The sequence below is a fragment of the Azospirillum agricola genome (assembly GCF_020005195.1).
GTDB lineage: Bacteria > Pseudomonadota > Alphaproteobacteria > Azospirillales > Azospirillaceae > Azospirillum > Azospirillum agricola.
In genome coordinates, this window is sequence record NZ_JAIFZR010000005.1 from 2,724,455 (window position 1) to 2,739,359 (window position 14,905).

Genomic DNA, 14,905 nt, shown 5'->3' on the forward strand with positions numbered 1-14,905 from the left:
CGGGAGGCGCGCCGGTCACGCCTGCGCGTCCTCCGGCTCCCGCTTCAGGAAGCCCTTGAGGTCGGCGACGCTCGCCCCGCCCAGACCCTGCGCCAGCCCGCCGAACACCGCCGCCCCGCCGGCCACCAGCAGCGCCAGGGCGCCGAATCGCACGAGCGTCGCCGGATGGGCGAGCCAGGGCGCCAGCACGGCGCCGCCCGCCGCCAGCGCCACCCCCATGCCCGCCGCGGCCGCAACGATTCGCGGGGCCCGCCGGATCAGCCGCTCGTCGAGCGCCAGCCGGCCGCGCCGGTGCAGCGCCAGCGCCAGAAGCCCGACGTCCAGCCAGGCCGTCAGCCCGGTGGCGAGCGCGATGCCGACATGCCCGAGCGCCGGCAGCAGCGCCAGCGCCAGCAGCGCGGTGGCGACCGTCACCACGACGGCGACGCGCACCGGGGTCGCGGTGTCGTGGCGGGCGAAGAAGGCGGCGTTCAGCGACTTCACGATCACATAGGCCGGAATGCCGACCGCGTAGGCGGCGAGCGCCAGCGCGGTCGCGTGCGTCTCCGCCGGCCCGAAGGCGCCGCGCTCGAACAGCACGGCGACGATCGGGCCGCCCGACACCCCGAGCGCGACCGCCGCCGGCAGGCCGACCAGCAGGCTGAATTCCAAGGCGCGGCTCAGGTAATGGCGCACCATCCGCTCGTCGCCGGCCGCGGCGAAGCGGGCCAGAACCGGCAGCAGCGCGGTGCCGATGGCGATGCCGATGACGCCGAGCGGCATCTGGTTCAGCCGGTCTGCGTAATAGAGGAAGGACACCGCCCCCGACGGCAGCAGGGAAGCCAGCACGATGTTGAGGAACAGGTTGATCTGCATGACCCCGGCCCCCAGCGCTCCCGGCCCGACCAGCCGGAACAGCCGCCGCATCCCCTCGCTGATCCGGGGCGCCCGCAGCCGCAGCACGACGCCGGCGGCGCGGCAGGCCCAGGCCATCCAGACGAGCTGGACCACGCCCGACAGGGTGACCGCCGCCGCCATCGCCGTCCCCGGCTCCAGCCCCATCCGGGGGGCGACCAGCAGGGCGGCCACCAGCGTCAGGTTGAAGGCGATCGGCGCCGCCGCGAAGGGGCCGAAACGGTCCAGCGCGTTGAGGATGCCCCCGAGCAGGGCGACCAGCGAGATCAGCATCAGATAGGGAAAGGTCAGCCGCGCCATGTCGACCGCCAGCGCGAACTTCGCCGGCTCGTCGCCGAAGCCGGGCGCCAGCCCGTGCATCAGCCAGGGCATCGCGGCGATGGCGGCCAGCGTGAAGGGCAGCAGCGCCGCGATCAGCACGGCCAGCGCCTCCTCGGCGAAGCGGACGGCGGCGGCGCGCCCGCGCGTCTGGAGTTCCGCCGCGAAGAGCGGGACGAAGGCGACTCCGAACGCCCCCTCGGCGAACAGGCGGCGGAACAGGTTGGGCAGCTTGAGCGCGACGAAGAAGGCGTCGGCCACCGGCCCCGCCCCGAGCACCGACGCGGTCAGGATGTCGCGGGCGAAGCCGGCGAGCCGGCTCAGCAGGGTCAGGCCGCCGACGGTGGCGATGGCGCGGGCGAAGCTCATGCGGCGCGGTATAGCGGGCTCGCCGGGCCCGGCAAAGCCCTCCTTTCGCCCGACTTGCGCGGAAGTGGAAAACACACCGGCCTGCGCCACCCTGGAACGAGTATGGGCGTTGCTTCGGCGCCTGGGTTGTTGCATGCTGGCCGCCGTTCGCCAACCTGCCGTCCCGGTTCCGGTGACGGCGATGGCCGCTTCGGATCGCGCTTGCCGGCAGGAGAGGGTGTGAGACGGGCTGTCAGGTTCCTGCTGAAGATCGAAGGCCGGCTCGTCCTGCCGGCGCTCGCGGTGGCGCTGGGACTCGCTGCCCTGTGGTGGATCCTCATCGACCGCATCGGCCGCGAGGAGCGGCTGCTCGACCTGTCCGCCCGGCAGAAGACCACCGTCATGGCCCGGCTGGTCGAGGAGCACGCGGTCGCCACCTTCCGCCGGGTGGACGATCTGCTGTTCGATCTGGTGGCCCACGCCGACCAGAACCGCGCGATGCAGCTCCCTTCCCGCCGCGCCTTCGAGGAGGGGCTGGTGATGGGCGTGCGCGTCTACGACGCCAAGGGGCTGCTGACCATGGAGTCGGGCCGCTCGGCCTTCCGCGCCGCGATCACCGGACGGGACGAGTTCGAGACGCAGCGGGCATCGGGACGGCGCCGGGTGGTCATCGGCACGCCCTATCTGGCGCCCGACAGCAACGACCTGCTGATCCCCGTCTCGCGCCGCCTGGAAACCCCGTCCGGCGCCTTTGCCGGCGTCGCGGTGGCCGACGTCCCGGTGGCGGCCTTCCTGCATTTCTACCGTGTGCTCGGCCTGCCGGCGGAGGCGAGCGTGGCCCTGCTGCGCACCGACGGAACCATGCTCGCCCGCCACGACATGGCCGAGCAGGCGGCCGGGCGCAGCTTCGCCTCCGACTCCTGGCGCCGCATGGTCAGCCGGCCGGACGGCAATCTGCGGACGGTCAGCAGCCTGGACGGGGTGGAGCGCATCCTCGCCCACCGCAGCGCGCAGGACTACGCGCTGGTCGCCGTCGTCGGCGAATCCGTGGAATCGGTGTTCGGCCCCTGGCGTGACAACGCGCGGCTCTACATCGGCTGGGCCATCGCCACCACGGCGGTCATCCTGCTGTTCACCGCCGGCTTCGTGATCGAGCTGCAATGGCGCCGCCGCGCCGACCGCGCGCTGCGCATCCGCGACCGCGCCATCGCCTGGAGCGGCGACGGCGTCCTGATCGCCGACGCCACCCGGCCGGGCATGCCCATCGTCTACGGCAACCCGGCGCTGGAGCGGCTGATGGGGCTGGCCCACCACAGCCTTCCCGGCCATGGCGCGCTGTGGGCGCTGGAACGGGCGGTCGCCGACCCGGCCCTGCTGGCCCCCCTGCGCGACGCCATCCTCGTCGGGCGCGACGCCCGCGTCGAGTTCGAGCGGCCCGGCGGTCCGGGCGGGGCGCGCGCCTGCCTGGAACTGCGCGCCTCGCCGGTACGCGACGACGACGGCCGGCTGGTCAACCTGATCGCCACCGTCCGCGACATCTCCGAGCACAAGCGGGCGCAGGACGCGCTGAGCGAGGCGCGGCGCGAGGCCGACCGCGCCAACATCGCCAAGTCCAAGTTCCTGGCCGCCGCCAGCCACGACCTGCGCCAGCCGGTGCAGTCGCTGATGCTGTTGATGGAGGTGCTGTCGGTCCGCGCCGCCGACGCCGCGACCCGCAACGTGCTGAACACCATGGACCGGGCGCTGAGCGCCCTGAAGATGCTGCTGGACGGGCTGCTCGACGTCTCGCGGCTGGAGGCGGGGGCGGTGACCCCGGCGCCGGAGGTCTTCGCCGTCGCCGACCTGCTGGAACGGGTCTCGGCCAACAGCCGGCCGGTCGCCATCCGCAAGGGGCTGCTGTTCCACATCGTCCCCTGCCACGCCCACATCCGCAGCGACCCGATGCTGCTCGGCCGCATTCTCCAGAATCTGGCGGAGAACGCCCTGCGCTACACCGACCGGGGACGCATCCTGATCGGCTGCCGCCGGCGCGGCGGCGTCCTGCGGATCGAGGTGTGGGACACCGGAATCGGCATCCCGCCCGACCAGCAGGAGGACATCTTCCAGGAGTTCGTGCAGGTCGGCAACGCCGGCCGCAACCGCGACCAGGGGCTGGGGCTCGGGCTGGCGGTGGTGCGCCGGCTGTCGGCGATGCTCGGCCATCCGGTGAGCCTGCGCTCGGTTCCCGGCCGGGGCTCCGTCTTCATGGTCGAGGTGCCGCTGGCCGACGCGCCCCGCGCGGCCTCCAAACAGGACGCCGCTCCGCCGGAGCCGCCGCCCGCCGCCGCCGTGCTGGTGGTCGAGGACGACGAGATCGTCCGCGAGGGCCTGCGGGCGATGCTGTCCGAGTGGGGATACCGGGTGCTGGCCGCCGAATCCTGCGCCGAGGCGCTGGAACTGGTCCGCCATGGCCCGCCGCCCGACGTGATCGTCGCCGACTACCGGCTGCGCGACGGCCGCACGGGAACCGAGGCGATCCGCGAGATCCGTCTGGCGCTCGGCCGCATCCTGCCGGGAATCCTGGTGACCGGCGACACCGCCCCAGCCCGCGCGCAGGAGGCGGAGGCCGGCGATTTCCAGGTCATGCACAAGCCGGTGATGGCCGGCGACCTGCAACGGGCCGTCGCCGAGGCGATGGAGCCGCTCCGCCGGAACGGCCCGCGCCCGGTCTGACCCTGCATCCGGTTCCTACTCCGCGCCGGGGGCCCGCCGGGGCAGACGCAGGGTGAAGACGGCGCCCTCCCCCGGAGCGTTGCGCACCGTCAACTGCCCGCCCAGCGTCTGCGTCGCCAGATTGTAGGCGATGTGCAGCCCGAGCCCGACACAGCCCGCGTGCCGGGCGGTGGTGAAGAACGGGTCGTAGATCTTGGGCAGGTCGCCGTCGAGGATCCCCTGCCCGTCATCGGCGTGCACCACCTCGATCCAGTCATCGTCGATGGCCCGGATGTCGATGGCGATGCGGCCGCTCCGCTCCGGCCGGAAGGCGTGGGTCAGAGCGTTGCGCACCAGATGGGTCAGCACGCGGGCGAAGGCGCCGGGATAGCTTTCCAGTTGCAGCGCCTCCGGGCAGGTCAGCACCACCCGGTGGCCGGATGAGCCGATCTGCGTGTGCAGGCTCAGCAGCACGTCCTCGGTGTATTCGCGCAGGTAGAAGGTGCGGCGCTCGTCGCCGGTCTGGTCGGCGGACACCTGCTTGAACATATGGACGAGCGCCGCGATGCGCTCGGTGTTGCCGACCAGGAGCTGCCCCGCCTCCTGCGCCACCTCCAGGAAGCCGGAGAGCGCCGAGCGGGTCAGCGCGTTGGCGCCGAACTGGCGGCGGACGTCCTCGGCCCGGCTCAGCAGATGCGAGGCGGTGGTCAGGGCGACGCCGACCGGTCCGTTCACCTCGTGCGCCACCCCGGCGACGAGCTGGCCGAGCGATGCCATCTTCTCGGTCTGCACCAGGCTGTCCTGCGCGGCCTGGAGTTCGCCGTAGGCTTGCTCGATCCGGGTCTTGGCGGCGCGCAACGCCTCGGCCGCCTGCGCCCGCTCGGTGGTGTCGAGCATCACGCCGAACACATGGGTCAGCCGCCCGTCCAGATCGAAGCGCGGCGCGCAGGAGGAGGAAACGTAGCGGACGTCGCCGGCCCGGTCGATCACCCGGTACTCGACATAGACGCGCCGGGAGTTGCCGATGACGCTTTCCAGCATGTTGCCGAACGAGCGCCGGTCGTCCGGATGCAGGATGCCCAGCAGATTGTCGAAGGTCGGCAGGAAATCGCGCGGATCCTGGCCGCAGACGTCGAACGCCTCGGCGTTCCACACCAGATCGCCGCTGTGGATCCCGTATTCCCAATAGCCGAGATGGCCGGTGCGGTAGGCCTCCTCCAGCCGCTGCTTGGCCGCCTCGAGCTGGGCGGCGGCCTCCGCACGCTCCGTGCTGTCCATCAGCACGCCGAAGACGTGGGTCAGCCGCCCGTCGCGGTCGAAGCGCGGCGCACAGGAGGAGGAGACGCAGCGGGTCCGCCCCTCCCCGTCCCGCACGCGGTATTCGGCGTAGACGCGGACCGGATGCCCGACGACGCCCTCCAGCATGTTGCCGAAGGACAGCCGGTCGTCCGGGTGGAGGATGTCCAGCAGGGCGTCGAAGCCGGCGTCGAAGCGGTCCCGCCCATGGCCGAGCACGGCGAGGGCGGTGTCGTCCAGCAGCAGCGCGCCGGACTGGATGCCATATTCCCAATAGCCCAGCTTGGCGGTGCGGCAGGCCTCCTCCAGCCGCGCCGTCGCCAGTTCCAGGCCATGCTCGGTGCGCCGCTGGTCGGTGACGTCCTGGAGGATGGCGATCCAGGGCGGACCGCCGACGCGGACCGACAGGTCGCGCTCGCGCCCGTCGCGCGCGGTCAGGCGAAGCTCGCGCGTCTCGCCCGGCCGGACCTCGTCCAGCGCGTCGGCAAGGCCGTCGGCCGTCCGGTAGAGCGCGGCGAAGAGACGGTTGCCGCGCAGCCGGCCGGCGGAGTCGCGCCGCAGGGCCGGCAGCGGCAGCGCATCGAACAGCGCGGCGTCCGTCGCCTCCGGCTCAGCGCCCGCCTGCGCCGAATCACCCGCCACCGCCATCGCCGTCTCCGCGCGCGTCTGCCGCATCGTCCGCCCCGTCAGCAGATTAGACGAGCACCCCGCCCGCGCCTACGCCGAATTGTAGGCGCCCGCTCAGGGAATGAGCGCGTCGAGCTCGAAATCCCGCGCGAAGGCGACCATCGCGCCGCAGGCGCTGGTCGAGCTCACCCGCAGCACGCCGTTGCCGACCACGGTCGGGAACTTGCTCTTCTGGAGGACCTGCTGCGCCTTTTCCAGGTCGGCGACGCGGACCACCATCCCGGCGAGGAAGGGGCGCGGAGTCGCGAAGGCCGGGTCGCTGGTCCAGGCCCAGTGCAGGCGGTCGGGGGACGCCACCAGCAGCGGCGTGTTGCCGGTGTCCACCACGCGGGCCGAGCCGCGCTCGACGACCGGCGCGCCGAACAGACGGGCGTAGGCCCCGGCCGTCGCGTCCGGATCGTCGGCGGCGACCACGAGGGCGGCCAGCCCGGTGGCGCCGTTGGCGTGGTCCAGGCTGTCGGGCCGCCAGACGATGTCGGGGGTGTGGTGTTGGCACAGGAACACGCGCCCGCCGGGGGTGGTCTGCGGGTCGATCTGGGTGATGGTGAAGCGGGCGTCGCGGGTGCCGCCGGGCAGCTCGACCGGACGGCCGAAATCGACGGCCTCCTCCGCCGGAAAGCCGGCGGCGGCAAGCGGATCGCGGGCGGCGCGCGCGTCGGCGGTCTTCAGCGCCACGGCGGCTACACCCTCGCGCCTCAGCAGGAAGTCGGCGTAATGGGCGTTGGCCGGACGCTTCTCCTCGATGCCCAGCAGCTCGACGTAGGTGTCGTCCCGGAACATCAGGGTGTGGTTGGCCGATTTCAGCTCGGTGTGATGGCCGCGCGGCGTCACGGTGAAGCCGAGACGGCCGTAGGCGTCGCGCGCCGCGTCGAGATCGCGGACGGCGACGACCAGATGATCCAGTCCGGTGATTCCGTTGATGCTCATGGCGGCCCCGTTTCCTGGCTTGTCCTTGGTCGGGTCAGCGATAGAGCAGCCGTCCCGCTCCGGCAAGAGGCTTCGGAACGCCGGGCGGCGGGCCGGGAGACCCCCGCCCCGCCTCGATCACCTCTGGCGGATCAGAGCGCCTGCTCAAGCTCCGGCACGGCCTTGAAGAGGTCGGCGACCAGACCGTAATCGGCGACCTGGAAGATGGGCGCTTCCTCGTCCTTGTTGATGGCGACGATGACCTTGCTGTCCTTCATGCCGGCGAGGTGCTGGATGGCACCGGAAATGCCGACGGCGATGTACAGTTCGGGCGCCACGATCTTGCCGGTTTGCCCGACCTGGTAATCGTTGGGCACGAAGCCGGCATCCACGGCGGCGCGCGAGGCGCCGACGGCGGCGCCCAGCTTGTCGGCCAGCGCCTCCAGCAGCGGGAAGTTCTCGCCCGACTGCATGCCGCGCCCGCCCGACACCACCACGCGGGCGGCGGTCAGCTCCGGACGCTCCGACTTGGTCAGCTCGGCCGAGACGAAGCGCGACAGGCCGGCGGCCCCGGCGCCCGCGACCGGCTCGACCGACGCCGAACCGTCGGTCGCGGCGGCGGTCTCGAAGGCGGTGGTCCGCACGGTGACGATTTTCACCGCGTCCTTCGACTGGACGGTGGCGATGGCGTTGCCGGCGTAGATCGGCCGCTCGAACGTGTCGGCCGAGACGACGCCGGTGATGTCCGAGATCGCGGCGACGTCGAGCAGCGCGGCGACGCGCGGCAGCAGATTCTTGCCGACCGAGGTGGCGCCGGCCAGCACATGGCCGTAACCGCCCTTGGCGATCGACACCACCAGCGGGGCGACCTCCTCGGGCAGCTGATGCTCAAAGGCGGCGTCGTCGGCCAGCAGGACCTTCGACACGCCGGCGACCTTGGAGGCGGCCTCGGCGACAGCCTGGGCGCCCTTGCCGGCGACCAGGAGATGGACGTCGCCGCCAATTTGGGCGGCGGCGGTGACGGCGTTCAGCGTGGCGGGCTTGAGCGTCGCGTTGTCGTGCTCGGCGACGACGAGAATGTTGGCCATGGTCAGTTCATCCCCTCTCAGATCACCCGCGCTTCGGTCTTCAGCTTGTCGACCAGGGCAGCAACATCAGCCACCTTGACGCCGGCCTTGCGCTTGGCCGGCTCGACCACCTTCAGCGTCGTCAGGCGCGGGGCGACATCGACGCCCAGGCTGTCCGGGGTGACGGTCTCCAGCGGCTTCTTCTTCGCCTTCATGATGTTGGGCAGCGAGGCGTAGCGCGGCTCGTTCAGCCGCAGGTCGGCGGTCACGATGGCGGGAAGCTTGAGCTCCACCGTCTCCAGCCCGCCGTCGATCTCGCGGGTGACGGCGACGCTGCCCTCGCCGGGCACGAGCTTCGAGGCGAAGGTGCCCTGGCCCCAGCCGAGCAATGCGGCGAGCATCTGGCCGGTCTGGTTGCAGTCGTCGTCGATCGCCTGCTTGCCGAGGATGACCAGCGTCGGGCCTTCCTTCTCGACCAGCGCCTTCAGCACCTTGGCGACGGCCAGCGGCTGGGTCTCGGCGTCGGTCTGCACCAGGATGGCGCGGTCGGCCCCCATGGCGAGCGCCGTGCGCAGCGTCTCCTGCGCCTGGGCCGGGCCGACCGACACGGCGACGATCTCGCTCGCCTTGCCGGCTTCCTTGAGGCGAACCGCTTCCTCGACGGCGATCTCGTCGAAGGGGTTCATGCTCATCTTCACGTTGGCGGTCTCGACGCCGCTGCCGTCCGCCTTCACGCGGATCTTGACGTTGTAGTCGACCACTCGCTTAACGGGCACCAGGATCCTCATGGCGCGCTCTCCTTCCTTGGATTGTTTTTTCGTATCGTACTGGCCGTGTCGCACTGGTCAGGCGGCGGCGGACAGCGGCTGTCCGCGCCACGCGGCGACGGATTCGGGCATCGGCGGCGATTCGCCCGTCTCGCCCACGGCGGCCATCACCTCGGCCGGCGGCACGATGCGGCCGCGCGCCAGAAAGGCGCCCTGCACCACCGCCAGCGCGGCGGTGCCGGAGGCGGTCTCCATGCGATGCTCGATGAAGATGTACTTGTCGTCCCAGCACAGGACGCGGGTGAGCAGGGTGAAGCGCTGGAACGGCTTCAGCGACCGGCGGAAGCGGACGTTCGCCGCGCCGACCACCGGCTGCCAGCGGTTGCGCAGGACGGCGCGGCCCAGCCCGCCCCGGATCACCAGATCCGTCCGCCCGAGGTCCATCAGGCTGAAATAGCGGGCGTTGGTCATGTGCATGTTGAGGTCCAGGTCGGTCGGCCAGACCCGGAACCTCAGCGGCACCTCGTCCAGAAGACCCGTCCGGCGGCCACGCAGGACTGCGACCAACGCTCCCGCCACCACGGCGACCAAGCGGAAGATCAGGTTCATGCCCGTCCTCCGCGCGTCGTCGGTTGTTTCATCATGCTCCGTTCCTCCCCCGGTGTCGGCCGACGCCCGGGCGGCGCGGCGCCGTCCCGGTTCAGGCGTCCTTGGCGGCCTTGCGCCCCGCCAGGATGGTGGTGACCTGGTCCTCGATCTCCTTCAACTCCGCGACGGTGGTTTCCAGATCCTCGCGCTGCTGCGCCAGATCCTTCAACCGCTTCTGCACCCGCTTCAGCAGCGTCTTCTGCTGCTCGACGCCACCGTCGACGTTGTAGAGGTCGAGGTATTCGCGGATTTCCGCCAGCGAGAAGCCCAGCCGCTTGCCACGCAGGATCAGCTTCAGCCGGGCGCGGTCGCGCTTGGTGTAGACCCGGTTGTTGCCGACACGGTTGGGCGCCAGCAACCCCTTGACCTCGTAGAAGCGGAGAGCCCGCGGGGTGATACCCAGCTCTTCCGCAAGCTGATTGACCGTGTAGAGCTGTTCCATCCCTGGGATGACCTTTTTGTTCACGCCGACCATGCCTGGGCCGCCATGCCTGGGCCGCCACGCTTGGACCGGCTTCCGGCCGGTCCGCCGTTCGTAACACAGGCGCCGCGGCGTGATAAGGCTTCCCTTTACGTCTCCGTCAACAGGATGACTTGGCGTCAACCTACGGTCTTACCGGCCGCCTCGGCCACAAGCTCCTTCTTCGACAGCTTTCCAACGGCGGTCTTCGGCAACTCGGCGCGGAACTCGATGGCGGTCGGCATCTCGATGCGCGAGATCTTGTCGCGCAGGAAATCCTTGAGCTGCTCGGCCGTCAGCTCGGCCCCCGGCTTCAACTGGACGAAGGCCTTCGGCGTCTGGCCGCGATACTCGTCGGCCAAGCCGATGACGCAGACGGCGACCACGTCGGGGTGCTGGTAGATCGCCTCCTCGATCATGCGCGGATACACGTTGTAGCCGCTACAGATGATGAGATCCTTCAACCGGTCGAGCAGGAAGACGTAACCATCCTCGTCCATCGTCCCGACATCGCCGGTGAACAGGAAGCCGTCGACGATGGTGCGGTCGGTCTCCTCGGCGCGGCCCCAATAGCCGGCCATGACGTTCGGCCCGGCGATCGCGACCTGCCCCTTCTCGCCGACGCCAAGCACCCGCGAGGGATCCTCCAGCCCGCGAATCTCGATGGTGATGCCCGGCAGCGGCAGGCCGATGGAGCCCTCCTTGTTGGTGCCGGTCAGCGGGTTGGCGGCGCAGACCGGCGAGGCCTCCGACAGGCCGTAGCCTTCGATCAGCACGCAGCCGGTCGCCTGCTCGAACTGGCGCTTCAGCTCCATCGGCAGCGGCGCCCCGCCGGAGATGCAGTAGCGGATCGAGGTCAGCGCGTAGCGCCCGACCCGCGGGTGGCTCAGCAGCGCCTTGTACATGGTCGGCACGCCGGGTACGAGGGTCGGCTTGCGCCTGGCGATGGTCTTCAGCACCTGCTCGGTCTCGAAGCGCGGCAGCATGACCAGCTCCGCCCCGGCCGCCAGCCCCATGTTGAGGATCACCGTCATGGCGAAGACGTGGAAGAAGGGCAGCACCGCCAGCATCCGCTCCTGCCCCAGCGCCATGCCGGGGAACCACGCCGCCACCTGCCGGGCGTTGGCCAGCAGATTGTGATGGGTCAGCATGGCGCCCTTGGGCACGCCGGTGGTGCCGCCGGTGTATTGCAGCACGGCGACGTCACGCAGCGGGTCGATGCGCACCGGCCTCACCGCGCCGTCGTTCGCCAGCAGCGCGTCGAAATCGACGTGGCGCCGGTCCCAGGTGATGGGAGCGACCTCGCTGCGCTTCAGCACGCGGAACAGCACGCCCTTGACCGTCGGCAGGATGGTCGGCATGCGGCAGACGACGACGGTCTTCAGCCGGGTGCGCTCCAGCATCAGGGCGACGCGCGGGTAGATCTGCTTCAGATCGAGCGTGACCATGATGTCGGTCTGCGAATCCTCGATCTGGTGCTCCAGCTCGCGCTCGACGTAGAGCGGGTTGTAGTTCACCACCGTGCCGCCGGCCTTCAGCACCCCGTAATAGGCGATCACGTAGGTCGGCGAGTTCGGCAGGCACAGCCCGACCCGCACGCCCGAGCCGACCCCCATGTCCTGGAAGCCCCGCGCGGCGCGGTTCACCAATTCCAGCACCTCGGCGTAGCTGTAGCGCCGCCCAAGGAAATCCAGGCAGGGCCGGTCGGCGTAGCGCTTGGCGGCGTCCTCGAAGAGCTGGTGCAGCGGGGTCGGCGCAAAGCTCTGGTCCCAGGCGATGCCGGCTGGATAATGGGCGAGCCACGGGCGGTTCCCGGCGGAGAAGCTCGTGGCCCCGGCGGCCGGGACGGACTGCGCAAGCGGTTCGGACATCGGTTTCGCTCCCCTTGGCGACGGACGGTTCCCGGATCGTCGCCGCGTCGGTTGTCCCGCCGGCCGCCTGGAACGCTTTCGTTATGACGTTGACGTAAACGTAAACTTTGCCTACTGTCAAGAGCAGTCGCACGGACAATTTCGGAAGGAAGCTTTCATGGTCGACGACATCCTGAACGAGATGCGCAACCGCGCTGCGACGCTGCGCGGCCTGAACGCCTCGGTCCGCTTCCTGCTGGGCAAGGATGGCCAGGTGATCCGGGTCGACGCCCGCACCAACCCGGTCAGCATCACCCAGGACGACGCCGAGGCCGACTGCACCATCCGCATCTCGCCGGAGAATCTGGCCAAGCTGATCGACGGCCGCCTGAACCCGATGCTGGCCTTCACCATGGGCAAGCTGAAGGTCGAGGGCTCGATGGGCATCGCCATGAAGCTGGCCCAGCTCCTCGACGAATAAGCGGCCGCCAAGAGCCGCTTTCGACACCCGTTCCAGACACCGGGAGGAAACCCATGACGACGATCGCGCGCCGCACCACCCTGACGGCCGCCCTGCTGCTGCCGCTGCTGTCCGCCGCCCCCCTGGCCGGCGCCAGCGCCACCGGGGCGGCCCGCAGCCAGACCTACCAGATCCTGATGGGCGAGGACCCCATCGGCACCGAGCAGGTGACGGTGGAGCCGCAGGGCGACCGCACCAGGGTGACGGTCACCGCGACCACGCGGGTGAAGGTGCTGTTCATCAACTTCCGCTACGACCACAAGCGGGAGGAGCTGTGGAAGGGCAACGCGCTGGAATCGATGCGCGCCACCACCGACGACGACGGCACGCCCCATGCGCTGGAGCTGGTCCGCAAGGGCAACAGCTTCGCCCTGACCGCCGACGGCAAGACATCGGAGCTTCCGGCCGGCGCCCTGCCCCTGACCCTGTGGACCCCGGAAGTGCTGAAGCACCCGCAACTGATCTCCGTCATCGACGGGGCGCCCTACAGCGTGAGGACGCGGGCGGTCGGGAGCGAGATCGTCGAGGCCGGCGGCCGCAAGGTCGAGGCCCAGCATCACCGCATCGAGGGCGACGTCGAGCGCGACCTGTGGTTCGCCGCCGACGGGACGCTGCTCAAGACGCGCTTCAAACGCAGCGGCTATGATATCACCTACGTCCTGAAGTGATTTCCCCATGAGGACGTGATGCCCATCTTCGTGTTCCCCGACGATCCGATCTGGAACGAGGAGGCCGACGCCGTCGAATTCGCGGTCGAGGTCGGGGAATATCAGGGCCGCGTCTTCGTGACCCGCCGCGTGCTCCAGGGCATCGTCGGCCACCGCCCGCAGCCGGACGAGGCGGTTCAGCAGGTCTGCATGAACCGTCAGCTGTTCGACCGGGCGGTGGAACAGCGCATCATCGACCGCAAGCTCGACCCCGACGCCAACGTCCATCTGACCGGCCGGGACATCGCGCGGGCGGCGCGATAGGAGGTTCCCCCTGCGGCCCGGCCGGATTTGCCCCTGGGCAAAACACGCCGGGGCGGAAAGCGGTCCGGCGTGCCGGGACACGCATGATGCGGCCGGTTTCCAGGGGAGAGACGTGGCCTGCCTCTTGCTTGCGGCCAATGGCAACGGCGCATGCCGCAGAACCGCAAGGGGAACCACAGATGCAGATTCTCGATCAGCGCCCGCCCGCCGGTCTGGCCGGCCTCCTGGACAGGAGCAAGGCGACGGGCGCGGGCACGCAGACCGACGCCAACCGCTTCTCCGACCTGCTGTCGGCCGCCCAAGGCAACGCCGCCGCACCGGACACGGCCAAGCCGGGTGCCCAGGAGGATGAAACCATCGCGCGGATGCAGAAGGAACTGGACGCCTACAAACGGGAACGCGACGAGGTCGTCCGGAACCGGACCAGCGTGCCGCCGGCGTTCCAGATCGCCCTGCCCGCCACCGACCAGGGCTACGTCCCCTTCGTGACCCCCGACCAGCAGGCGCTGCTCGACCGCATCACCGACCGCTACATCGGACGGCCGCAGCAGGATTTCGAGAAGATGTGGGAGGAGTTGGACGCCAACGGCGTCGGGCCGCAGCAGTTGGCGCGCACCGCCAAATATTTCGTCGGCCCCGACGGCGATGTCGTCAGCCGCGCGGTGGCGATGGGCGGCGGGCCGTCGACGAAACCAACCAGCACCGCCTGGATGGCGTCCGCCCTCTGATCGCGGATGCCCGGTCCCCCATCCGGCCCCCCCATGAGGATCCCGCATGACGCGCCTCATCAGCCCGGCGGACCTTTCCGGAGGCCGCCGGGCCCGAGGCCCCTTATGCGATCCCCGCGTACCGCCCGCGGAAATACAGCAGCGGGTTGCCGTCCTCGCGCGAGCTCAGCCGGCGCACGCGTCCCACGATGATCACATGGTCGCCGCCGTCGAACAGGTGGGCACGGTCGCATTCCAGCGTCGCCAGGCAGTCCGACAGGATCGGCACGCCGGTGTCCCAGGTCTCGACCGCCAACCCGTTCCAGCGCTCCTGAAGGTCGCGGCGCGAGAAGCGCGCCGACAGCTCCTCCTGGCCGTCCGCCAGGATGTTCACCGCGAAGGACGGCGCCGCCGTGAAGGCCGGAAAGGACGCCGACGCCCGCCCCAGGCAGAACTGCACCAGCGGCGGGTCGAGCGACACCGACGAGAAGGAGTTGACCGTCACGCCCACCGGCCGGCCGTCGGGTTCGAGCGCGGTGATGACGGCGATGCCAGTGGCGAAGCAGCCCAGCGCGCTGCGGAACGCACGGGAATCGATCGGTTGGTCGGCGATCGGTTGGTCGGTGGTCATGGCGGCCTTTTTTTGGGGCTCGACGGTGTGGTGAACCCTGGGGAGTAACCCAGCGTGGCGGTGGGCGCAAGCGCTTCCCCATGCCGGGGAAAGGCTTTAAGACGATTTTAAGGAAGGTGAGGCAACCTTCGCCGGCGGCAAGTG

The 14,905-nt window shown here is 70.4% G+C and carries 14 protein-coding genes; 5 read left to right on the top strand and 9 right to left on the bottom strand.

Going from position 1 to position 14,905, the window contains the following annotated elements; translation table 11 throughout:
- Positions 1 to 15 precede the first annotated feature (15 nt).
- Positions 16 to 1,581: a murein biosynthesis integral membrane protein MurJ gene (gene murJ, locus JN22_RS27965; RefSeq protein WP_085556993.1), complete on the bottom strand. Its 1,566-nt coding sequence runs from the start codon at positions 1,579 to 1,581 to the stop codon at positions 16 to 18.
- A gap of 219 nt (positions 1,582 to 1,800) precedes the next feature.
- Between murJ and JN22_RS27970 the strand changes: the two genes are divergently transcribed.
- A complete protein-coding gene (locus JN22_RS27970; protein WP_223677916.1) occupies positions 1,801 to 4,272 on the top strand; it encodes an ATP-binding protein in 2,472 nt (823 codons plus the stop codon).
- 15 nt (positions 4,273 to 4,287) lie between these two features.
- Here the strand turns inward: JN22_RS27970 and JN22_RS27975 are convergent, their stop codons facing one another.
- From JN22_RS27975 to JN22_RS28005, 7 genes are all read right to left on the bottom strand, one after another.
- On the bottom strand, positions 4,288 to 6,222 hold the full coding sequence (locus tag JN22_RS27975; protein WP_223677917.1) for a PAS domain-containing sensor histidine kinase: 1,935 nt from the start codon (positions 6,220 to 6,222) through the stop codon (positions 4,288 to 4,290).
- A 66-nt stretch (positions 6,223 to 6,288) separates the two neighbouring features.
- The gene (locus JN22_RS27980) at positions 6,289 to 7,161 is read right to left on the bottom strand and encodes a VOC family protein (RefSeq protein WP_085556995.1); all 873 of its coding nucleotides are present in this window, start codon (positions 7,159 to 7,161) and stop codon (positions 6,289 to 6,291) included.
- A 131-nt stretch (positions 7,162 to 7,292) separates the two neighbouring features.
- The gene (locus JN22_RS27985) at positions 7,293 to 8,228 is read right to left on the bottom strand and encodes an electron transfer flavoprotein subunit alpha/FixB family protein (RefSeq protein WP_085556996.1); all 936 of its coding nucleotides are present in this window, start codon (positions 8,226 to 8,228) and stop codon (positions 7,293 to 7,295) included.
- Between the two features lie 17 nt (positions 8,229 to 8,245).
- A complete protein-coding gene (locus JN22_RS27990) occupies positions 8,246 to 8,995 on the bottom strand; it encodes an electron transfer flavoprotein subunit beta/FixA family protein (RefSeq protein WP_085556997.1) in 750 nt (249 codons plus the stop codon).
- A 57-nt stretch (positions 8,996 to 9,052) separates the two neighbouring features.
- The gene (locus tag JN22_RS27995) at positions 9,053 to 9,583 is read right to left on the bottom strand and encodes a thioesterase family protein (RefSeq protein WP_085556998.1); all 531 of its coding nucleotides are present in this window, start codon (positions 9,581 to 9,583) and stop codon (positions 9,053 to 9,055) included.
- A gap of 91 nt (positions 9,584 to 9,674) precedes the next feature.
- Positions 9,675 to 10,064 carry a MerR family transcriptional regulator gene (locus JN22_RS28000; protein WP_085556999.1) on the bottom strand — a complete coding sequence of 130 codons (390 nt, stop codon included), beginning with the start codon at positions 10,062 to 10,064 and terminating at the stop codon, positions 9,675 to 9,677.
- Between the two features lie 158 nt (positions 10,065 to 10,222).
- Positions 10,223 to 11,953 carry a long-chain-fatty-acid--CoA ligase gene (locus JN22_RS28005; RefSeq protein ID WP_085557000.1) on the bottom strand — a complete coding sequence of 577 codons (1,731 nt, stop codon included), beginning with the start codon at positions 11,951 to 11,953 and terminating at the stop codon, positions 10,223 to 10,225.
- A 157-nt stretch (positions 11,954 to 12,110) separates the two neighbouring features.
- On the opposite strand from JN22_RS28005, the gene JN22_RS28010 reads away from it, so the two are divergent.
- The 4 genes from JN22_RS28010 (at position 12,111) to JN22_RS28025 (ending at position 14,151) form a co-directional block, all read left to right on the top strand.
- Complete coding sequence (locus JN22_RS28010) at positions 12,111 to 12,413, top strand: SCP2 sterol-binding domain-containing protein (RefSeq protein WP_085557001.1); 303 nt, start codon at positions 12,111 to 12,113, stop codon at positions 12,411 to 12,413.
- A 53-nt stretch (positions 12,414 to 12,466) separates the two neighbouring features.
- Positions 12,467 to 13,120 (top strand): DUF6134 family protein, encoded by a 654-nt coding sequence (locus tag JN22_RS28015; RefSeq protein ID WP_085557002.1) that lies wholly within the window; start codon positions 12,467 to 12,469, stop codon positions 13,118 to 13,120.
- An 18-nt stretch (positions 13,121 to 13,138) separates the two neighbouring features.
- Positions 13,139 to 13,423 carry a DUF1488 family protein gene (locus JN22_RS28020; protein WP_085557003.1) on the top strand — a complete coding sequence of 95 codons (285 nt, stop codon included), beginning with the start codon at positions 13,139 to 13,141 and terminating at the stop codon, positions 13,421 to 13,423.
- 179 nt (positions 13,424 to 13,602) lie between these two features.
- Complete coding sequence (locus JN22_RS28025) at positions 13,603 to 14,151, top strand: hypothetical protein (RefSeq protein WP_085557004.1); 549 nt, start codon at positions 13,603 to 13,605, stop codon at positions 14,149 to 14,151.
- Between the two features lie 103 nt (positions 14,152 to 14,254).
- Here JN22_RS28025 and JN22_RS28030 read toward each other — a convergent pair whose 3' ends face one another.
- Entirely contained in the window at positions 14,255 to 14,761 is a 507-nt protein-coding gene (locus JN22_RS28030) for a flavin reductase family protein (protein WP_085557005.1), read from the bottom strand.
- Between the last annotated feature and the right edge of the window lie 144 nt (positions 14,762 to 14,905).